Origin of the sequence: Rathayibacter tritici (assembly GCF_001641005.1) — a bacterium.
Classification (GTDB): domain Bacteria; phylum Actinomycetota; class Actinomycetes; order Actinomycetales; family Microbacteriaceae; genus Rathayibacter; species Rathayibacter tritici.
Map to the genome: position 1 here is coordinate 1,107,508 of NZ_CP015515.1, position 20,188 is coordinate 1,127,695.

The window sequence follows — 20,188 nt, forward strand, 5'->3', positions numbered from 1 at the left end:
CCCCGCACCCCGGCGATAGGCTGGCTGCGCAGTTCGCGGACCCCCTGCTCCTCCGGGGCCGCACGACGACAGCAACGGAGCTGGACGTGACCCTCGCACCGAGCACCCTCCCCGACAGCGACCCGGAAGGCAGAGCACTGGACCACACCGAGACCCCCGCCACGCGCACCGAGAGCGACTCCCTCGGCTCGATGGAGATTCCCGCGGCGGCCTACTGGGGCATTCATACGGCGCGCGCCCTCGACAACTTCCCGATCTCCAAGCGCCCGATCTCGATCTACCCCGACCTGGTCCGGGCGCTCGCCACGGTCAAGCTCGCGGCCGCTCGGGCCAACACCGAGCTGGGCAGTCTCGCTCCGGTCAAGGCCGAGCTGATCGAGACCGCGTGTCGGCGGATCATCGACGGCGAGTTCCACGACCAGTTCGTGGTCGGAGTGATCCAGGGCGGAGCCGGCACCTCGACGAACATGAACGCGAACGAGGTCGTCGCCAACGTCGCGCTCGAGATCGGCGGCTACGGGCGTGGCGAGTACGCGCACCTGCACCCGCTCGACGACGTCAACCGCAGCCAGTCCACGAACGACGTGTACCCGACGGCGATCAAGATCGCGATGACCTGGTCGCTTCGCCGTCTGCTCGACGAGCTGGCGCTGCTGCGCGAGTCGTTCTCCCGCAAGGCCGTCGAGTTCGGCAGCGTGCTCAAGGTTGGCCGCACTCAGCTGCAGGATGCTGTGCCGATGACGCTCGGCCAGGAGTTCCACGGCTTCGCGACCACCCTCGGCGAGGATCACGCGCGACTCTCCGAGACCATCTGGCTGCTCGCCGAGGTCAATATCGGAGCCACCGCAATCGGCACCGGCATCACGGCCGACCCGCGCTACGGTGCGGCGGCCGTCCGCCATCTCAACGAGATCACCGATCTCGAGCTCGAGATGGCGCAGGATCTCGTCGAGGCGACCAGCGACACCGGCGTCTTCATGTCGTTCTCGAGCGCGCTCAAGCGCTCGGCGATCAAGCTGTCCAAGATCTGCAACGACCTGCGGCTGCTCTCCTCGGGCCCGCAGGCCGGTTTCGGTGAGATCAACCTGCCGCCGCGTCAGGCCGGATCGAGCATCATGCCCGGCAAGGTGAACCCGGTCATCCCCGAGGTCGTCAACCAGGTCGCCTACTCGGTGGCCGGCGCCGACGTCACGGTCACGATGGCCGCCGAGGCGGGGCAGCTGCAGCTCAACGCCTTCGAGCCGGTGATCGCGCACTCGCTGCTGCAGAGCATCACCTGGATGACGCAGGCCTGCCGGACGCTCCGCGAGAACTGTATCGACGGCATCACCGCCAACATCGACCGGCTCGAGGCGATGGTCGCGTCCTCGGTCGGTGTCGTCACGGCGCTGACCCCGAGTATCGGCTACACCGCCTCCGCTGCCCTGGCGAAGGCCGCGCTCGCGACCGGCCGCAACGTGGCGGATCTGGTGGTCGAGGCGGGGCTGATGTCGCGCGAGGAGGTGCTGCGGCTCATCTCGCCCGCCCGCCTCTCGGGCATCGAGGCGATGACCGCCGCGCTCCCGATCATCGACCCCGCGCCGAAGGAGTGACTGCGGCCGCGAGGTGCGCCCCGGCGTAGCTGCGCCACGGCGCCCAGCGGCGGCCCGCCTCGGCCAGAGCGCGCTCCCCGGCGGGCAGGCCGAGCGCAGCCGCCCCTCTCCGGACCGCGGGGTCGCCGGTGAGCAGCACGTCCGGATCGGCGGTCGCGCGGAGGGCCACCGCGGCGGCCGTCGACCGCCTGATGCCCGGGACGGCCAGCAACTGCTCGAGGACTTCGTCCCTGCCGGCGTCCAGTCGGAGGGAGCCGTCCGCGAGCAGCCCGCAGACCCGCAGGAGGACCTCGGCGGACCCGCGCAGTAGCCCCCCGGCGTGTTCCGCGATCACGGCGGGGGAGGGGAACGTCCGCGTGATGGATCCGCTCGCCACCGCCTCCGGAAGCGTCTCACCCAGCGCAGCGACCAGGCGGCCGACCGTTCGTCGGCCGACCAGCGCGCGAACGAGGGTCTCGGCCGGATCCACGGAGCCGGGTACGCGCATCCCCGGGCGCGCGGCGATGCTCGCGGCGAGAGCGGGATCGGCTGAGAGCGCCTCGTCCACGGCGCGCGCGTCCGCGTCGAGATCGAGCAGCCGCCGGATGCGAGCCACCAGCGGCCCGACGTCGGCGACCGAGACAAGGGTGGCGCGGCAGCGGACCCTCTCCCCGTCCACTCCGAGCCGGACCAGCGCGGGGCCTGCGGGCAGGAGGAGCGAGCGCGCGTAGCCGCCGGGCGACGCCTCCTCCAGCCCGGGGAGCGCGCGGGCGCCGAGCTGGTCGAGGACTCCCGCATCGAAGGGTGCGCGCACCGGGAGCCGGAGTTCGAGCGTCGTCGCCCCGTCGTGAACCGCCGCGCCGGAGCGGACACCGCGGGCCGAGGCGCGCAGGGCCGTCGGCGTCCGCTCGTACACCTCGACGAGGGTCGCGTTGAACTGCCGGATGCTCGCGAATCCGGCCGCGAACGCCACGTCGGACACCGGCAGGTCGGTGCCCGTGAGCAGCAGCCGTGCGGTCTGGGCGCGCTGGGCGCGGGCGAGGGCGAGGGCAGGCGCGCCCAGCTCCTCGCGCAGGATCCGGCCGAGGTGCCGCGCCCCGTAGCCGAGCCGCGCGGCCAACCCCTCGACCCCCTCCCGGTCGACGACGCCGTCTCCGATCATTCGCATCGCGCGCGCCGCCGTGTCGTCGCGGAGGTTCCACTCGGGGGAGCCGGGCACCGCATCGGGTAGGCAGCGCTTGCAGGCACGCAGGCCCGCCTCGTGCGCCGCGGCCGCCGTGGGGTAGAAGCGCACGTTCGCGCGCTGCGGCGTGATGGCTGGGCAGCTCGGGCGGCAGTAGATGCCGGTGGAGTGCACGCCGGTCAGGAAGCGGCCGTCGAATCGGGAGTCGCGGGAGGCGACGGCGCGGTATCGCTCCTCGAAGAGCGGGTCGGAGTCGGGCACTCCTCGAGCCTGGCACGTCCGCTCCCCGGCCGGTGGCGGGAATCGGACACCTGGGTGGGCCCTCCAGGCCTGCTCCAGTCGCGCAGCCCTGTCCTGCTCCGGTCGCGCAGCCCTGTCCTCCTCCGGTCGCCCGACCGTGTCCTGGTCCGGTCGTGCCGTGCGCGTCAACCGCCGACGGCGCACCCCGCCCGTGCCCTACTCTCGGCCCCATGAGCGCCTCTCCGCCGCCCGCCCCCGCGCCCGCCCGTCCCTCCCTTGTTCCGACCGTGCTCGGCTCGATCGGCGTCGCACTGCTCGGGATTCTGCTGCTGCTCGTGCTGGCCTACGTTGTGCTGGGGCTCGGCGTCAGCGCAGCGGCGGTCTGCGCGGTGATCGCGCTCGTCCCGCTCACCGTGGTGCTCCTCGGCGTCCACTGGGTCGACCGCTGGGAGCCGGAGCCGCCACTCGGCCTCTGGTTCGCGTTCCTCTGGGGCGCGGCGGGGTCCGTCGCGATCGCACTCCTGGTCGACCTCGGCGTGCAGATCGCGGTCTACGCCTCGGGCCGGCAGCCGAGCGGATCCGACCTCGTCGGCGCCGTGATCCAGGCGCCGCTGGTGGAGGAGAGCGCCAAGGGACTCGGTGTCCTCCTCGTGCTGCTGATCTGGCGCCGCACCTTCGACGGCCCGGTCGACGGCGTCGTCTACGCGGCCGTCGTCGCATCCGGGTTCGCTTTCGTCGAGAACATCCTCTACTTCGGCAGCGCGCTGGTCGAGGGCGGCTTCGATTCGCTCGCCGTCACCTTTTTCCTCCGCGGAGTGCTCTCGCCGTTCGCGCACGTGCTGTTCACCGCCTGCACAGGTGCCGCGCTCGGCTTCGCCTCGAACCGTCCGACAGCCGCGCGCGTCCCGATCGCCCTGCTCGGTCTGGCGCTCGCCGCGTTCCTGCACGGCCTGTGGAACGGCTCGTCGTTCCTGGTGTCCGACTGGTTCGGTTTCTACGGAGTGGTGCAGGTGCCGTTGTTCGCGGTTGCCGTGGTCGTCGTCGTGCTGCTGCGCAGGCAGGAGCGGCGTGTGACGCTGGCGCGGCTCGACGATTACGCCCGTGCCGGCTGGTTCTCGCCCGCTGAGGTGCGGATGATCGGCACTGCGGAGGGGCGGCGCACCGCCGCGCACTGGGCCCGGAGCGCGGGCGGTGACCGGCCGCGCGCGATGCGGGACTTCCTCCGCGCGGCGACGCGGCTCGCCCATCACCGGCAGCACCTCGTGCTCGGCCGGGGTGGGCGCACCGGCGAGGTGGACGAGCGCGTCCTGCTCGAGGAACTCGTCGCTCGCCGGGCCGCGCTGACCCGCTGAGCCGCGTAGGCCCGCTGAGCGTCAGGCGGAGTCGCGCCGCACCCGCCGCTCGCCGGCCGTCACCGGCACGCCGAGCCGGTTCTGCGCGGGCGGCAGCGGGCAGTTGTAGTGCGGCGAGAACCCGCACGGCGGGATGTAGGCGCGGTTGAAGTCCAGGAGCACCGGGCCTGGCGTGCCCGCATCCGCTGCGCCGCCGATCCGCTGCACCACGAGGAAGCGGCCGACAGGGTAGCTTGCGAGGTCAGGGTCGTCGCTGCGGTTGGTCGGGTCGCCGAACGGCACGAGCAGTGTGCCGCCGTCGTCGAACGCCGCCACCGTGTACTCCTGGGCGCGGCCGTCCTCCACCAGCGAGAAGATGATGTCGCCGGGAACGACCAAGTCCCGGGTCGCCCCGTTGTCGCGCAGGTGCTCGAACGGAACCGTGCGGTCCTCGCTCACCGGCTCGAACCACGCCTCGAGCACCCAGGCGGCGTCGAACGGGAAGGTCTCGATGGCGTCGAACGAGCGGATGCCTGCCGAGGCGGCGTCCCACACCCGGTAGCCGTATTCGGGCTCGCCGGTGTCGAGGTTCTCGCGGCGCATGCGGGTCAGGGTGGCGGAGGGACCGTAGCCGGCCAGCGCTTGCTCGTCGTCGACGCTCTCGCCGGGCTCGAGCCAGCGGGTCTCGACGAGGGCGAGGTCGCCGCGGGGTCCGGTGACGCGCTCGACGCGTCGGGCGAGCCACGACTCCCAGCCGGCGCGCGCCGCCTCCGTGAGGTCGACTGAGGCGCGGGAGGGTGCAGTGACGCTGCTACTCGGAGTGGTCATGCGGCCTGCAACGCGGAGCCGGTCGGTTCTGTTCCCGGCAGGATCCCGGCGCGCCCGGTAGGACTCGGGCGGTAGGAGGACGCGGTCCGTGGGCCCGGAACGAGAAAGAGTTCGACGCCCTGCGGCAGCGGCAGGGCCGGCTGCTCGGACGGGGCGTCGAACTCTTCGTGAGAAAAAGGATGCTCCTCGGTCGCGCCGAGCGCAAGAGGTAGTCGGATCCTGCATGCCACGCAGGCCGCCGTCGAACGCTCGGTAGACTGGACCGCCTCTTTTCCCGCGGCCTTCGGAGCGCATCCCGCGCCTCCCGCCCCGCGGCGGCGGATCCACGGAAGGCGGACGATGACGGACGGCAGTACGCTCCAGGGCACCGAGCTCTCTCGTGAGCGCGAGTACGTGGCGGCGCTCTACGCGCGCCTCGACGAGCTGATCGCCCAGACCCGCGAGGCGCTGGACACCGTCCGCATCGAGAGCGTCGGCGGCAACCATCAGAGCCGCTCCGAGCGCGACGCCTATGCACGGCTCTACGAGGACCGCCTCCGCTCGCTCACCGGCGCCGACGACCGCCTCGCCTTCGGCCGGCTGACTCTGGCCGATGGCGACTCCGAGCACCGCTACATCGGCCGCATCGGGCTGCGCGACGAGGAGCAGGACACGCTGCTGCTCGACTGGCGCGCCCCCCAGTCGGCCGCCTTCTACCAGGCCACCGCGGCCCGCCCGATGGGAACCCGGGCGCGGCGCCACCTCACCACTCGCGGGCGCGAGGTCCTTCGCTTCGAGGACGAGGTCTTCGACGAGGAGCTGCTACGCGAGGGGACCGTGCTGCAGGGCGAGGGGGCTCTCATGGCGGCCCTCGGTGCGCAGCGCACCGGTCGGATGCACGACATTGTCGCGACCATCCAGAGCGAGCAGGACCGCATCATCCGCTCCGAGTTGCGCGGCGTGCTCGTCGTGCAGGGTGGACCCGGCACCGGCAAGACCGCGGTCGCCCTGCACCGCGCCGCCTACCTGCTCTACTCCTACCGCGACCGGATCGCCTCCTCCGGCGTGCTCGTCGTCGGGCCGTCGCGCTCCTTCCTCCGCTACATCGAGGCGGTCCTGCCCTCGCTCGGCGAGACGGGCGTCGTCCTCGCCACGCTCGGCCAGCTCTACCCGGGCCTCGACCTCGTCGATGAGGATGTGCCGGCGGTCGCGCGCGTGAAGGGCTCGGCGCGGATGGCGGAGCTGCTCAAGCGTGCCGTCCGCTCCCGCCAGGTCGTCCCGGCCGAGGTGCAGCTGCTCGATGTCAACGGCGAGAAGCTGCGCCTGGAGCCCCAGGACGTGGAGCGCGCGATCACCCGCGCCCGCGACTCCCGCAAGCCGCACAACGAGGCCCGGGTCACCTTCGTCAAGACGCTGCTCTCGCAGCTGACTCGGCAGCTCGCCGACCAGTTGCGCCGCCACGGCAGCACGGTCGACGAGGCCGACGAGGCGGTGCTGCGCGAGGACGTCCGCACCGCGTACGACGTGCGCGTCGCGCTGAACACGGCGTGGATCCCGCTCACCCCCGAGAAGCTGCTGCAGGATCTCTTCGCTCGCCCGAACTGGTTCGCCACCCTCACCCCGCGCTGGAGCGCGGAGCAACGCTCGCTCCTGCGCCGTGACCGCGACGCTCCCTTCACGGTCTCGGATGTGCCCCTGCTGGATGAGGCCGCGGAACTGCTCGGCGCCTACGACGACCATGCCGACGCGTCGAAGAAGGCCGAGAAGGAGCAGCGCCGCCGCGACATCGAGAACGCGGAGGCGGCCATCCGCAACATGGGAGTCGACGGACTCGTCAACGCCAAGGACCTCGCGGCCGGGTTCGCCGAGCGCTCCGTGCTCGGCACCACCGCTGAGCGGGCCGCGGCGGATCGCACCTGGACCTACGGCCACATCGTGGTCGACGAGGCGCAGGAGCTCTCGCCGATGCAGTGGCGGGTGCTGTTGCGTCGGTGCCCCATGCGCTCCTTCACGATCGTCGGCGATGTCGCGCAGGCGTCCGGAGCCTCCGCCGCGTCGAGCTGGGACGCCGCGCTGCGCGACACCTTCGGCCGCCAGGGGCGCGGAGTGGAGGCGGCGCCGTGGCACCTCGAGGAGCTGACGGTCAACTACCGCACGCCGGCGCAGATCGTCGCGTTCGCTGAGCGGACGGCGCGCGAGAACGGGCTCGAGATCACTCCGGGCGAGGCCGTGCGCTCCACCGAGTGGCCGGTGCGGACGATTCGCGACCGCGGTGACGCGAGCCTTCCCGAACGCGTGCTCGCGGCCGTGGTCGAGGACCGGGCGATCGAGGCGGAGGGAACCCTCGCGGTCATCGCGCCCGACGACGTCCTCGCCGCGGTAGCCGAGCGCCTCGGGGAGCGGTTCGGCCGGGAGGTCGGCCGCGGAGCGTCCGGGCTCGACCGCGCGATCGCCGTGCTCTCGACGAACGACGCCAAGGGGCTCGAGTTCGACTCTGTGATCATCGCCCGCCCGCGCCTGATCGCGCAGGCCGGCGAGCGCGGCGCCGCCTCCCTTTACGTGGCGATGACCCGGCCGACGCAGCGCCTCACCCTGGTCGAGTGAGCGCCTCCAGCCCGCTCCCAGACTCCGCCCCCGGGCGCCGTAGGATCGAGGCATGAGCAGCGAGAACCTGACTAAGCCCGAGCTCGACGCACCTGAGGGCCCGGCGCCCGACACTCTCGTCGTCGAAGACATCGTCGTCGGTGACGGCGCCGAGGCGCAGCCCGGCTCGACCGTCGAGGTGCACTACCTCGGCGTCGAGTACGACACGGGTGACGAATTCGACTCCTCCTGGAGCCGTCACCAGTCGATCAACTTCCCCCTCAGCAACCTGATCCGCGCCTGGCAGCAGGGGATCCCGGGGATGAAGGTCGGCGGCCGCCGCAAGCTGGTCTGCCCGCCCGCGCTGGCCTACGGCCCAGCCGGTGGCGGGCACCCGCTCTCCGGCAAGACCCTGATCTTCGTGATCGACCTGCTCGGCACCCGCTAGCCCGAGCCCGCGAAGAAGGCGCAGCTCCTAGCGGGGCTGCGCCTTCTTCACGCGGTCGACCAACTCCCGCCAGGCACCGTCGAGCTCGGTCTCGCCGAGGCGGACGTGGTGGGTCTGCACGCGGATCTCGTAGACGAAACGGTCGGCGCTGGCGGGGGAGTCACCGTCAGCGTCATCCCAGGGGAGCGAGCCGAGCAGGTCGTGCCAGGCTCGCTCGTCGGGCTGCTGTTCCACGTCGACCCGCCACTCGCGACGGAGACCGGCGAATCCACCGCTGCGCGACACAATGACGTCCATGAGCGCGATGTTACTCTCCGTGGGCCAGCAGCTGGCCCGACGTCACTCCGGCAGCGCGACGCCCACGGTTGTCCAGCCCCGGCGCACCGCGTCCTCGACGTCGGAGTCGGCGCCGTAGCGCGCCGAAGCAGCCGTCACGGTGAGCGCTGCGAAAGCCGCGAAGTCGGCCGTCGCCGTGAGGACCCCGCCGGTGAGGACGTCGTACCACACCTGACCCATGCGCTCCCAGGCGCGGCCACCGAGCGTGGTCGCCGCGACGGCGAACGCCCGGTTCGGGATGCCGGAGTTGATGTGCACTCCGCCGTTGTCCTCGTCGGTCTCGACGTAGTGAGCCATCGACCCCGGCTGCGGGTCGGAGCCGAGCACGTCGTCGTCGTACGCGGTCCCGGGGGCGAGCATCGACCGCATCGCCGTGCCCTGCACGTCGTCGGTGAACAGGCCCTCGCCGATCAGCCAGCTCGCGTCCCTCGCGCTCTGGTCTGCGCCGAACTGCTCCAGCAGCGTGCCGAAGACGTCCGAGATCGACTCGTTCAAGGCGCCCGACTGACCGCGGTAGACCAGGTTGGCGGTGGAGGCAGTGATCCCGTGCGTGAGCTCGTGTCCGATCACGCTCGGCGAGACCGTGAAGCGGCGGAAGACCTGCCCGTCGCCGTCTCCGAAGACCATCCGTGAGCCGTCCCAGAAGGCGTTGTCGTACTCATGGCCGTAGTGCACCGTCGCGTCCAGCGGCAGCCACGCGTCATCGATGGAGGCACGGCCGTACGCCTTCTGCAGGAAGGTGGACATCGCACCGAGGCTGTCGTACGCCTCATCCGCTGCGGTGTCGCCGAGCGGCGGCTCACCTTCTCGGCGGATAACGGTGCCGGGCAGGGTCTGGGTGTTTTTCGCGTCGGAGATGGTGCGCTGGAGCGCCTGCGGGCTGGTGCGCGTCGACCGTGTCGCCGACGCGGTCGGCGCTCGATGGCCCGGTTCGTCTGGGCGGTCGCGGCGGAAGGGCAGGTCCTGCTGGAGGGAGCGGCTCGCAGCCTGTGCTGCCCTGGCGAAGGCGGGATCTTCGAGCTGAGAGATGCGGACGAGAAGGTACGGTGGCACGGCAGCGCATTTCATGGGGTGATCTTCCCACTGACCGCCGACAAGGTCATGAGTGTGTCGCTACGCGCCCGGTCCCTGAGCTGAGCGAGCGGTAGCGTGGGCGCCACGAGCAGTTTCCACGGACCCGGGGTGCTGCCCCGAGGATGACGAGGGCGGACATGGGCATCATCACGCGGGGCTTTTTCGGCAAGCGCGACATGAATCCCGCTCTCCCGCCGGGCCAGTACCTCGAACGCGACTTCCCCGTGCTCTCGGTCGGGCCCACCCCGAACATTCACCAGTGGGCTCTCTCGATCGATGCCGGTCCGGCCGGCGTCCGCCGCTGGAGCTGGGAGCAGTTCGCCGAACTCCCGCACGAGGACGTCCGCACCGACATCCACTGTGTGACGCGCTGGTCGAAATTGGGCACGAGTTGGCGCGGAGTGTCGGTCGACACGCTCCTGGAGGGACTCGAGAGCGACGCCGGCTTCGTCATGGCGCACAGTTTCGGCGGCTACACGACCAACCTCCCGCTCGCCGAGATCCGCGGCGGGAAGGCCTGGATCGCCACCGAGTTCGAGGGGAAGCCGCTCGCGGCCGAGCACGGCGGCCCCGCCCGCCTGCTGGTGCCGCACCTCTACTTCTGGAAAAGCGCGAAGTGGGTGCGGACGCTGCGCCTGATGCCCGGCGACGAGCCCGGCTTCTGGGAACAGAACGGCTACCACCTGCACGGAGATCCGTGGAAAGAAGAACGCTACTGGTGATCTGGATGCAGGCGCTGGCCGAGTCGGCCGCCCCGCTCACGCCCACCTCGCGCCTGATCGTGCTCCACGTGCCCCGCTGGCCGGGCCACCTCGCCGGGCAGCACCTCGACGTTCGCCTCACCGCTCCCGACGGCTATCAGGCGAGCCGCTCGTACTCGATCGGCGCCCCGGCCGACGGCGAGCGCGTCGAGCTGGCGGTGGAGCGGCTCAACGACGGCGAGGTCTCGCCGTACCTGGTCGACGGCCTCGAGGCGGGCGACCGGCTCGAGATCCGCGGTCCGATCGGCGGCTGGTTCGTCTGGCGCCCCGAGCAGACGGAGTCGGTGCAGCTGATCGCCGGCGGGAGCGGCGTCGTGCCGCTGATGGCGATGGCGCGCGAGCACGCCCGGTCCGGGAGTGCGGCGCGGATGCAGCTGCTCTACTCGGTCCGCTCGCCGGAATTCGCCTACTACCGCGAGGAGCTGGCGGCGCTCGCTGAGCGGCCGACCGCCTCAGGCGGAGTCACGGTGGACCATGTCTTCACCCGGGTGGCGCCGCCGGGAGCCGCGCGCCCGGCCGGCCGCGTCACTCCGGAACTGCTTGCCGGCGCCGCTCTCCCGGCCTCGCTCGAGCCGACCGTGTACCTGTGCGGCCCGACCTCGTTCGTCGAGGCCGTCGCCACCACCCTGGTCGAGCAGGGCCACGCCCCCGAGCGCGTGCGCACCGAGCGTTTCGGCGGCGCCTGATAACCCGGGGTCCTCGGCGTACGACCTCGACCTCATGTTCGCCTCACCTCCGGCGGCCAGGCTGCCGCCATGATGACTCCACCACCACGCGCCCTTCGCTGGACCGCCCGTCTCGGAGGCGCGCTCTCGCTCGCTCTGATCGCCGGTGGGCTCCACCTGGCCTCCGGTACCGATGTGCCGTCGGCCGCGGCCGAGCCGCCTTCTCCCATCGTGATCCCGACCGGCGGAGGAGCCGCGGCGGTCGACCCTGCCACTCTCGCCGTCACCTTCGCTCCGGCGTCGGGGCCGCCGGTCGTCTGGTCTGCACCGACTCCGAGCGACCTCGGCCGCCCGACGCCGCCGATACTCGACGGGGAGGGAGCCGTCTCCTGGGGCTATGCGGAGTCGGACCTGAGGGTCACGGTCTCGGATCAGGACGGTCGACTCGCGGTCGACCTCGATTCCCCGACGGACCGCACCGTGTCCTGGCCCGTTACCGCGACGGAACCGTCGACGCGATCGATCGAGTTCCCCAACGGCGAAGGCCAGTCGATCCCGGTCGATGACCCGTTCTGGTGGTCGAAGGACTCGCATCTCACGGACAGCCCGTGGGGTATGACCGACAACGTCACGATGCCCTTCTGGGGAACGACATTCGGCGGAGCGGGCGTGAGCTACATCGTGGACGCGGACACGGACATCGGCACCCAGGTCGCTTTCGCTGCACAGAACGAGCGGTTGTCCGCCTCCGCCGAGCACTCCTTCGACAGCACGCGGAGGACATCGACGTTCCGAGTCACGATGGCCGCGACGGACGGGAATCCCGTCGCAGCGGCGCAGGACTACCGCCGCCTTCTTCTCTCCCGGGGAGGAATCACGACACTCGACGAGAAAATCGCTGCGAATCCGCAGACGCGCAAGCTCCTCGGCGCAGTGCACGGATATCTCTGGGGAGACGGTGACGACCCGACGATCGTCAGCCGATTGAAGGAGCTCGGCATCCAGAACGCATGGCTCGGCTACAACGCCGATGTCGCGTCGATGAGTTCGTCCACGGTCCAAGCGGTGACGGACGCCGGCTACCTCGCAGCGCCGTACGACTCCTGGGAGAACGCGCAGGATCCGTCATCGTCCGACAGCTCGTCGAGCGTGTGGCCGGGAGACATCTGGCCGAACGGCTGCGTGACGGACGAGAACGGCGACCGTCGTGAGGGGTTCGCCGGCCGAGGATGCACCCTGCGTACCTCGGCGATGGCGAACGCGGAAGCGGACACGGGCGTGCTCACCGATCGCGTCCGGACCATGACCGCGAACAACGTCCCGTCCTACTTCCTCGACGTCGATGCCACGGGGGACCTGGCACACGACGTCACGCCCGCTCATCCGCAGACTGAGGCGCAGGACCGTAAGAACCGCATCGATCGCCTGGAGAAGCTCGCGGCCGGAGGATTCTCCGACGGGAAGCCGCTCGTCGTCGGCTCCGAGAAGGCGGAGTGGTGGGCGAACCCTCCGCTCGCCTTCTCGCACGGCTCGAGCACCCCGATCTCGAACGGCATCTGGACGCTCCAGAAGGACAAGAAGCAGTGGGGCGGCTACTGGCCCGCCAAGCGTCCGGCCTTCTTCTTCACGCCCGTCGCGCTGTCCGATGCGCTGGCGAAGGAGATGGTGGATCCCCGCTTCCGCGTGCCGCTCTACGAGACTGTCCTCCACGATTCCGTCGTGTCGACCGACCGATGGGAGATGGGTCTCTACAAGTTCGAGGGATGGGAGAAGGAGCGCATCCTCAGCACGCTGCTGACCAACACTCCGGCGATGCTCGCGCTGGATCATCGAGTCCTCGATGAGCACGGCCAGCAGATCGCCGCGATGCAAGCCTTCTTCGCTCTTCTGCAGGATGCCGCCGGTACCGATCCGATGTCTTCCTTCGAGCGCCTTTCCCCGGATCTGCAGCGCACGACCTTCGGCGACGAGGACGCACCGTCGTCGCTGACGGTGACCGTCAACTTCGGAAGCGTCGACGCGCTTGAGGCACCGGCTGGCTGCGCCGTCGCAATCCGCCCCGGCGAGGCTCCGTCGACCTTCTGCCCCGCCGACAGCCCGAAGTGAGCACCCTCCCTCCCGCGACATTCGGCTCGTGCGCACGGCCTGCCGGCCGGAGCGCCCGAGCGACATGTCGCGGGAGGGAAGACGTCACTCGAACGAAACGGTGCGGTTTTCGCCGACGTCGGGCTGTCCGCCGGTGACGGCGGCCTTGAGGACCTTGAACAGCACGACTGGTCGGGGCTCGTCGGTCGCCCACAGCTCAACGGTCTCGGCGTGCACGCGGATCAGCGCGACGGTCGGGTCGTCCTTGCCGTCGGGGAACCAGCCGGCCACGGCCGGGGACCACAGCTCGTCCACCTTGGCCGGGTCGTGCACGATGCTCGCCGAGCCGGCCACCGACAAGTAGCCCTTCTTGGACTCGAACGCCACGTTGACGCTCGGGTTCGCGCGGATGTCGTCGACCTTGGGCGACGGATCCTGCGTGAAGAACCACAGCTCGCCGTCGAAGTCGATGTCCTGGGCCTTCAGCGGGCGGCTGACGAGCTGCCCGGTCGCAGTGACGGTGGTGAGCAGTCCGATGCCCGCGCTCGTCACCAGCTCGGTGATCTGGGCGCGGTCGTCGGAGTCGGCGGGGGTGATCTCGGTCTCGGTCATGGGGCCGACGCTACGCGGACCAGGCGCTGCCGCAAGGGGTGGCGACGCCTCCGCGCCCGTGTCTAGCGTCGAGACATGGATACCGAATCGACGTACACCGCCCTCCTCGATAGCGGAGAGGAGCAGGAGAGCATCCGCCTCGAGATGATCAACGGCTCCCCGCAGCGCTCCTTCACCCGTGTCGCCGACATCGACGGCGAAGAAGTCGAGGTGGTCTGGGAACTCGAGCCCGACGACGACGGCTTCCATGTCTACCGCCCCGTGCGGGTGGTGGGCCGCGACGACGACAGCGGGGCGGTCTCGGACGAGCAGCTGACCGACGGCGGCGGCGCGGACGCGGCCTCCGGCGACTGACCCGGTGCCCGTCCGGCGCCGTCCCGCGAGCCGACCGGGCTAGAGCGAACGCACCCCGGTCAGGCGCCCCGAGAACATACCGCTGAGCAGCGCGCCGATCGCGAACACTGCCGTGAGCGCCCCGACCGTCACCGCCCCGCCGCCCAGCAGCACCGCGGCGGCGGCGGGAAACACTACGCGGGGCTGCCCGAAAGCCATCGCCACGATGTCGACGAGGAAGGACATCCGGACGTTCGGTGCACTCCGAAGAAAGCGCAGGCCGTAGCGGAGCGACTCCAGCCCCGGCCGCTGCCGCTCTCCCTCCGGTACGAGCGCGGGCAGACCCGCGATGCCGAGGAACGCGGCCAGGAAGAGCACGACGTCGATCGTGTAGGTGACCGCGAAGCCCGAGGAGGCCACGAGCACGCCGGCGAGTGCGGGTCCGACCGTCACCTCCACTCCGCTTGCGATACCGCCCAGGGCGGCGGCCGCGGGGACCAGCTCGGTCCGGAGCAGTCGCGGAGCCAGCGTCATTCGGGTGGCCACGATCACGGTGGTCGCCACGGCGTGTGCAGCCGTCAGGAGGTAGAGCGAGAGCGGAGTCGCGGCGCTGATCCAGGCGAGCGCGGCGATGCCCGCGGTCGAGCCCCAGGCCACGATCGCGGCGAGCAGCAGCACCAGGCGGCGGTCGAACGCGTCGGCGAGCATCCCGCCGTAGAGTCCGGCGATCACGGTCGGCACCAGCGCCACCACGCCGACAAGCGCGACAGCCAGGGTCGAGCCGGTGAGTTCGTCGATGTGCAGGCCGACCGCGACGATCGTCATCTGGCCGCCGATGCCGGAGATCACTGTGCCGGCCCAGAGGCGGGCGAAGGCGGGGGACTCGCGGAGGGGAGCGACGTCGAGGACGTGGCTGCGCCGGGGGGCGCGGGGAGTCGGGCTCACTCGCTCCAGTGTCCTGACTCCGTCGCCCTGGCGGCCGTTGTCGCGCTGAGCCCCTGGCTCAGGGGGCATACCCTAGGGTGTGAGTCATGAGCACGTCATCCGACGGCGCGCCCGGGCGTCAGGATCCTTCTGCCCCGCGAGCAGCCGGAGCCGCCCCCTCGCGACGCTCGATCCGTATGGCCGCCGAGGCGGGTGCGCGTCGCGCCGCCGTGGTCACCGGTGGTCGGCGCAGCTCGACCGGCGGGACCCGCACCGAGTCGTCCAGGACGAACGCCACGGACTCCGACGCCGGCAGGTTCGTCCGCCGCTACGGGGCCGGGATCGTCGCGATCCTCCTCGCGGCCCTCGCCGTGCCGATCTCGTTCTTCGTCTGGTACGCCCTGATCTCACTCGGCGCATACCCGGGCGACCAGGCCGTCAGCGACCTACTGGTCGGCGTGCTCTACACCGCGCTCATCCACGCGGTCCTGCTCGCCGGGATCCTGCTCGCCGTCTCCTCGATCCGCGCCCGTCGGCGCGAGAAGCGCCCGCCGATCGCAGGCTGGATCGGTGTCGTCGCCAACGGACTCGTGCTCGTCTACTGGCAGCTGCTGGTCTCGCCGTGGCTGGTCGTGCTCTGGAACCGAGCCATCGGCTCCTGACACCACCTCCCTCTGGTAGGGTCAGCAGGTTGCCGTTCGACGGCCGCGGATGAAGAGAGCCCACGCAGCAGGCGCCGGGCACCGCGCAACGAGAGAGAGGGGATCCCATTTATGGCACTCGAAGCAGATGTCAAGAAGGCGATCATCGAAGAGTACGCGACCCACCCCGGTGACACCGGATCCCCCGAGGTGCAGGTGGCCGTCCTGACCAAGCGGATCAAGGACCTCACCGAGCACCTCAAGGAGCACAAGCACGACCACCACTCGCGTCGTGGCCTGCTTCTGCTCGTGGGTCAGCGTCGTCGACTCCTCGGCTACCTCTCGGACGTGGACATCAACCGCTACCGCTCGTTGATCGAGCGTCTCGGCCTCCGCCGCTAGTTCCCCTGGGAGCAGGGCGCGGTCTCGATGACACCGCGAACTTCTTGCCGAACGGGCCGTCCTCCTCGCGGAGGGCGGTCCGTTCCGCGTTGTGGAGCGCTCCGGCTCAGGGCAGCGGGGCCGGCCGGTCGACGCCGCCCCACGAGAAGCCGCTCGAGGCCGAGAACCAGTCGGCCGCCGCACGCTGGAGCACCGCGTCCGCCTCGGGGCGACCGGGCGCCCGCACGGCGTCGACGAGGTCCGGCAGGGCGATCCGCCAGCCCGCGGCGCTGCGCTGGGCGCGGGCCCAGTCACGGGCGCAGACCGGATCGGCGGCAACCGCGGTGAGAGCCTGCGGCGAGGTCACCTGCCAGCCGGTGCTCGATTCGGCAACCACGACTGCGCAGGTCAGGGCGGCGCCGCGGATGATGCTGTCCGGGCCGGCCGAGGGGCCGATCGCCTGATCCTGCGCGGCGACCAGGGCGGTGAGCGCGAGCTGCAGCCGTGTCGACGGCCGATCGGGCCGCGGCCGGATCCTGCCCTCGCCGGCCGAGACCGAGGCCGCCGAGTCGGGTGCGAGGAGCAACCCCGAGGAGGACTGCGACGCGTGCAGACTCAGCAGCCCCGTCACTGCGTCCACCCCGCTTGCGACTCCGCGCACGGAGGAGTCGCCGAGGCTCCAGACGACGGGCGTGCGGTTGTGGAGGGTGAGGCGGCGGTGGTCCTCGTCGAGGCAGGCGACGAGATGCCCGGCCGGCACGCCCGCTCCGCCCTCCAGCGCGGAGGAAGCGGCCAAGAGCTCCCGGCTGTCGTCGCACTGGGCGGGAGCGTCGGAGCCTGCGGAGACTGCTCCGCCGAGGGAGGCCTGAGCGGTGAGGGCGCCCTGCACCCCGGCGACGGCGGCGGTCACGAGTGCCGCGGCGGCCAGGAGGAGTGCCACGCCGCGCCTGCCCATCGCCGCCACCTCCTGCTCGCAGGCTAGTCCGGCGTCGTCGTCGTGCGTGCCCCGGTGATCGCGGATGCGCCGCACCACCTGACTCCGGCGGGGGAACGCCCAGGCGCTCCATGATGGGGGGATGAAGTTCTTCCCGTTCCGACGCGGTGACGCGAACCCCCTCCCCGCCGACGACCGCGGCTCGGGCAAGCTCGGCGACTACGACTACGAGCTGCGCCCGGGGTCGCGGCGCGGTGACACGCTCCTCGGCCTCGCCGACTCCCGACCCCACCAGGACGAGATCGCCCGGGTGCTCGCTCTCGGCGAGGACGAGATCACCGCCGTGATCCCACGCCGCACCCTCGAGGAGGAGCGCGTGGACGCTCCGATGCCGGTGCGCCTCTTCGCGGCCCAGCGCCCCTCCGGACTCGTCGGCCACGTGCCACGAGGCCTCGAGAACGTCGTGGACGCGGCTCTCGCTCGGCTCGCGGAGGCGGGCGGGTCGCCCCGCATCCCCGCCCGGATCGTGACGGCGAAGGGCGGTCTGCGCGTGCAGTTGTTGATGCACGAGACCCGCGGCTGAGTCGGCCACGGATCGCCGCGGTAGCGCGGTTCCTGGAGGATCCGTACGGCTGCTGATAGCATGAACCGGTTCCGAATCCGAAAGCGACCGCCGGTCGATGCCGGATTCGAGCCACGGAGCAGGCCGGCAGGAAGCTGGTCCTCGGTGGTGGAGTCCCGGACAGCGGCAGACGGCCGCAGCGGCAGATAGTTGCAGCGGTAGACAGTTGCAGCGGCAGTCGGTCGCGACAGCCCGGAGCTTTTCTACTGGTGGCCAGCACGAACGCCCTCCACACGACGGTACGGCGCGAAGCCCTGCCGTGGGATCGTCTCGATTCCTGACCGGACCGCTGCTCCGACGAACGCCGGCGCCCAGAAGGGGCGCCGCCGCAGACGTTTAAGGAGACAGACCTCTTGGAAGGTCCTGAAATCACATTCGCCGAAGCCGTTCTCGACAACGGCTCGTACGGCACCCGCACCATCCGCTTCGAGACCGGCCGCCTCGCGCAGCAGGCACAGGGCGCCGTCGCCGCCTACCTCGATGAGGACACCATGCTCCTCTCGGCCACCTCGGCGTCGAAGAACCCGAAGGACAACTTCGACTTCTTCCCGCTGACCGTCGATGTCGAAGAACGCTCCTACGCCGCCGGCAAGATCCCCGGCTCGTTCTTCCGCCGCGAGGGCCGCCCCTCCACCGAGGCGATCCTGGTCTGCCGTCTGATCGACCGGCCGCTGCGCCCCTCGTTCGTCGAGGGCCTGCGCAACGAGGTCCAGATCGTCATCACGGTCCTCAGCATCGCGCCGGACGAGTTCTACGACGCCCTCGCGATCAATGCCGCGAGCGCCTCGACGCAGATCTCGGGCCTGCCGTTCTCCGGCCCCGTCGCGGGCGTCCGCCTCGCGCTCATGTCCGACGGCTCCGGCAACGACCAGTGGGTCGCCTTCCCCAAGGCCTCGCAGCTCGAGAACGCCGTCTTCGACCTCACGGTCGCGGGCCGCGTCGTCACCAACGAGGACGGTTCCTCCGACGTCGCCATCATGATGGTCGAGGCCGAGGCCACCGAGTCCTCCTGGAACCTCATCAAGGCGGGTGCAACCAAGCCCAGCGAGGACGTCGTCGCCGAGGGCCTCGAGGCAGCGAAGCCCTTCCTCCGCGCGCTCGTCGAGGCGCAGACGAAGCTCGCCGCAGAGACCGCGAAGCCGGTCAAGGACTACCCGGTGTTCCTGCCCTACGCGCAGGACACCTACGACAGCGTCGCCGAACTCAGCTACGACGAGCTCGTCCGCGTCTACCAGATCGCCGACAAGGTCGAGCGCCAGGACGCCGACGACGCCCTCAAGGCGCGCGTCAAGGAGCAGATCGCCGAGCGCATCGCCTCGGGTCAGCTCTCGGCCGAGGCCTACGCCCAGGTCGGAGCGGCGTACAAGTCCGTTACGAAGGTGGTCGTCCGCGGCCGCATCCTCCGCGACGGCGTGCGCATCGACGGACGCGGCCTGGCCGACATCCGCCCGCTCGACGCCGAGGTGCAGGTCATCCCGCGCGTCCACGGCTCGGCCATCTTCCAGCGCGGCGAGACCCAGATCCTGGGCGTCACCACGCTGAACATGCTCAAGATGGAGCAGCAGATCGACTCGCTGTCGCCGGTCACCAAGAAGCGCTACCTGCACCACTACAACTTCCCGCCCTACTCCACCGGTGACACCGGCCGCGTCGGGTCGCCGAAGCGTCGCGAGATCGGGCACGGCTTCCTCGCCGAGCGCGCCCTTGTGCCGGTGCTGCCCAGCCGCGAGGAGTTCCCCTACGCGATCCGCCAGGTCTCCGAGGCGCTGAGCTCTAACGGCTCGACCTCGATGGGCTCGGTCTGCGCGTCGACCCTGTCGCTGCTCAACGCGGGTGTGCCGCTGCGCGCTCCGGTCGCGGGCATCGCGATGGGCTTGGTGTCCGACGTCGTCGACGGTCAGACCCGTTATGCGGCGCTGACCGACATCCTGGGCGCCGAGGACGCGCTCGGCGACATGGACTTCAAGGTCGCCGGCACCTCCGAGTTCGTCACCGCCATCCAGCTCGACACGAAGCTCGACGGCATCCCGTCGTCGGTCCTCGACGCCGCGCTCAAGCAGGCCAAGGACGCCCGCACCACGATTCTCGCGGTGCTCACTGCGGCCATCGACCAGCCCGACGAGATGGCTCCGACCGCCCCCCGCGTGATCTCGGTGCAGATCCCCGTCGACAAAATCGGCGAGCTGATCGGCCCGAAGGGCAAGACGATCAACGCGATCCAGGACGAGACCGGTGCCGACATCTCCATCGAGGAGGACGGCACGGTCTACATCGGAGCCGTCGACGGTCCGTCCGCCGAGGCCGCGCGTGCGCAGGTCAACGCCATCGCCAATCCGACCAACCCCGAGATCGGCGAGCAGTTCCTCGGAACCGTCGTCAAGCTCGCGACCTTCGGTGCGTTCGTCTCGCTCCTGCCGGGCAAGGACGGACTGCTGCACATCAGTGAGGTCCGCAAGCTCGCCGGCGGCAAGCGCGTCGAGAACGTCGAGGACGTCCTCGGAGTCGGCCAGAAGCTGCTCGTCCAGATCACCAAGATCGACGACCGCGGCAAGCTGTCCCTCGCGCCCGTCGTGGCCGAAGAAGCCGACGCCGAGGTTCCCGCCGAGAGCTGATCACTCCCGCACGACCGTGACGCCCGTTCCACTTCGGTGGGGCGG

Annotated in this window: 19 protein-coding genes; 12 read left to right on the forward strand and 7 right to left on the reverse strand. The window is 70.8% G+C overall.

Features of this window, described 5'->3' with window-relative positions:
• Positions 1 to 191: 191 nt before the first annotated feature.
• Positions 192 to 1,592 carry an aspartate ammonia-lyase gene (locus A6122_RS04975; RefSeq protein WP_068257067.1) on the forward strand — a complete coding sequence of 467 codons (1,401 nt, stop codon included), beginning with the start codon at positions 192 to 194 and terminating at the stop codon, positions 1,590 to 1,592.
• On the opposite strand, the gene A6122_RS04980 is transcribed toward A6122_RS04975, so the two are convergent.
• Positions 1,567 to 3,015 (reverse strand): DNA-3-methyladenine glycosylase 2 family protein, encoded by a 1,449-nt coding sequence (locus A6122_RS04980; protein WP_068252291.1) that lies wholly within the window; start codon positions 3,013 to 3,015, stop codon positions 1,567 to 1,569. The genes A6122_RS04975 and A6122_RS04980 overlap by 26 nt on opposite strands.
• 209 nt (positions 3,016 to 3,224) lie before the next feature.
• Here A6122_RS04980 and A6122_RS04985 point away from each other — a divergent pair, with 209 nt between their 5' ends.
• Complete coding sequence (locus A6122_RS04985; RefSeq protein ID WP_068252294.1) at positions 3,225 to 4,346, forward strand: PrsW family intramembrane metalloprotease; 1,122 nt, start codon at positions 3,225 to 3,227, stop codon at positions 4,344 to 4,346.
• A 21-nt stretch (positions 4,347 to 4,367) separates the two neighbouring features.
• Here A6122_RS04985 and A6122_RS04990 read toward each other — a convergent pair whose 3' ends face one another.
• Positions 4,368 to 5,153: a DUF1684 domain-containing protein gene (locus A6122_RS04990; protein WP_068252297.1), complete on the reverse strand. Its 786-nt coding sequence runs from the start codon at positions 5,151 to 5,153 to the stop codon at positions 4,368 to 4,370.
• Positions 5,154 to 5,492: 339 nt separating this feature from the next.
• On the opposite strand from A6122_RS04990, the gene A6122_RS04995 reads away from it, so the two are divergent.
• Positions 5,493 to 7,736 carry a HelD family protein gene (locus A6122_RS04995; RefSeq protein ID WP_068252299.1) on the forward strand — a complete coding sequence of 748 codons (2,244 nt, stop codon included), beginning with the start codon at positions 5,493 to 5,495 and terminating at the stop codon, positions 7,734 to 7,736.
• A 52-nt stretch (positions 7,737 to 7,788) separates the two neighbouring features.
• Positions 7,789 to 8,163 (forward strand): FKBP-type peptidyl-prolyl cis-trans isomerase, encoded by a 375-nt coding sequence (locus A6122_RS05000; protein WP_068252302.1) that lies wholly within the window; start codon positions 7,789 to 7,791, stop codon positions 8,161 to 8,163.
• Positions 8,164 to 8,190: 27 nt separating this feature from the next.
• Here the strand turns inward: A6122_RS05000 and A6122_RS05005 are convergent, their stop codons facing one another.
• Entirely contained in the window at positions 8,191 to 8,460 is a 270-nt protein-coding gene (locus tag A6122_RS05005; RefSeq protein ID WP_068252304.1) for a protealysin inhibitor emfourin, read from the reverse strand.
• Positions 8,461 to 8,502: 42 nt separating this feature from the next.
• Complete coding sequence (locus tag A6122_RS05010) at positions 8,503 to 9,567, reverse strand: M4 family metallopeptidase (RefSeq protein WP_068252307.1); 1,065 nt, start codon at positions 9,565 to 9,567, stop codon at positions 8,503 to 8,505.
• 143 nt (positions 9,568 to 9,710) lie between these two features.
• Here A6122_RS05010 and A6122_RS05015 point away from each other — a divergent pair, with 143 nt between their 5' ends.
• From A6122_RS05015 to A6122_RS05025, 3 genes are all read left to right on the forward strand, one after another.
• Positions 9,711 to 10,295 (forward strand): molybdopterin-dependent oxidoreductase, encoded by a 585-nt coding sequence (locus A6122_RS05015; protein WP_068252310.1) that lies wholly within the window; start codon positions 9,711 to 9,713, stop codon positions 10,293 to 10,295.
• Positions 10,296 to 10,300: 5 nt separating this feature from the next.
• Positions 10,301 to 11,020: a ferredoxin reductase gene (locus A6122_RS05020; RefSeq protein WP_068257070.1), complete on the forward strand. Its 720-nt coding sequence runs from the start codon at positions 10,301 to 10,303 to the stop codon at positions 11,018 to 11,020.
• Positions 11,021 to 11,089: 69 nt separating this feature from the next.
• Positions 11,090 to 13,105, forward strand: a complete 2,016-nt coding sequence (locus tag A6122_RS05025) for a glycoside hydrolase (RefSeq protein ID WP_068252315.1) — start codon at positions 11,090 to 11,092, stop codon at positions 13,103 to 13,105.
• An 84-nt stretch (positions 13,106 to 13,189) separates the two neighbouring features.
• On the opposite strand, the gene A6122_RS05030 is transcribed toward A6122_RS05025, so the two are convergent.
• Positions 13,190 to 13,696 carry a pyridoxamine 5'-phosphate oxidase family protein gene (locus tag A6122_RS05030; protein WP_068252318.1) on the reverse strand — a complete coding sequence of 169 codons (507 nt, stop codon included), beginning with the start codon at positions 13,694 to 13,696 and terminating at the stop codon, positions 13,190 to 13,192.
• A gap of 75 nt (positions 13,697 to 13,771) precedes the next feature.
• Here A6122_RS05030 and A6122_RS05035 point away from each other — a divergent pair, with 75 nt between their 5' ends.
• Entirely contained in the window at positions 13,772 to 14,050 is a 279-nt protein-coding gene (locus A6122_RS05035; protein WP_068252321.1) for a hypothetical protein, read from the forward strand.
• Between the two features lie 39 nt (positions 14,051 to 14,089).
• On the opposite strand, the gene A6122_RS05040 is transcribed toward A6122_RS05035, so the two are convergent.
• A complete protein-coding gene (locus A6122_RS05040; RefSeq protein WP_068252323.1) occupies positions 14,090 to 14,974 on the reverse strand; it encodes an MFS transporter in 885 nt (294 codons plus the stop codon).
• Positions 14,975 to 15,060: 86 nt separating this feature from the next.
• On the opposite strand from A6122_RS05040, the gene A6122_RS05045 reads away from it, so the two are divergent.
• Positions 15,061 to 15,615, forward strand: a complete 555-nt coding sequence (locus A6122_RS05045; protein ID WP_146085096.1) for a hypothetical protein — start codon at positions 15,061 to 15,063, stop codon at positions 15,613 to 15,615.
• A 111-nt stretch (positions 15,616 to 15,726) separates the two neighbouring features.
• On the forward strand, positions 15,727 to 15,996 hold the full coding sequence (gene rpsO / locus A6122_RS05050; RefSeq protein WP_068252328.1) for a 30S ribosomal protein S15: 270 nt from the start codon (positions 15,727 to 15,729) through the stop codon (positions 15,994 to 15,996).
• 106 nt (positions 15,997 to 16,102) lie between these two features.
• Here the strand turns inward: rpsO and A6122_RS05055 are convergent, their stop codons facing one another.
• The gene (locus A6122_RS05055) at positions 16,103 to 16,915 is read right to left on the reverse strand and encodes a hypothetical protein (RefSeq protein WP_208855049.1); all 813 of its coding nucleotides are present in this window, start codon (positions 16,913 to 16,915) and stop codon (positions 16,103 to 16,105) included.
• A gap of 136 nt (positions 16,916 to 17,051) precedes the next feature.
• Here A6122_RS05055 and A6122_RS05060 point away from each other — a divergent pair, with 136 nt between their 5' ends.
• Together A6122_RS05060 and A6122_RS05065 are read left to right on the forward strand one after the other, a co-directional pair.
• The gene (locus tag A6122_RS05060; protein ID WP_068252330.1) at positions 17,052 to 17,492 is read left to right on the forward strand and encodes a hypothetical protein; all 441 of its coding nucleotides are present in this window, start codon (positions 17,052 to 17,054) and stop codon (positions 17,490 to 17,492) included.
• 392 nt (positions 17,493 to 17,884) lie between these two features.
• The gene (locus A6122_RS05065; protein WP_068252333.1) at positions 17,885 to 20,143 is read left to right on the forward strand and encodes a polyribonucleotide nucleotidyltransferase; all 2,259 of its coding nucleotides are present in this window, start codon (positions 17,885 to 17,887) and stop codon (positions 20,141 to 20,143) included.
• The last annotated feature ends 45 nt before the right edge of the window (positions 20,144 to 20,188 follow it).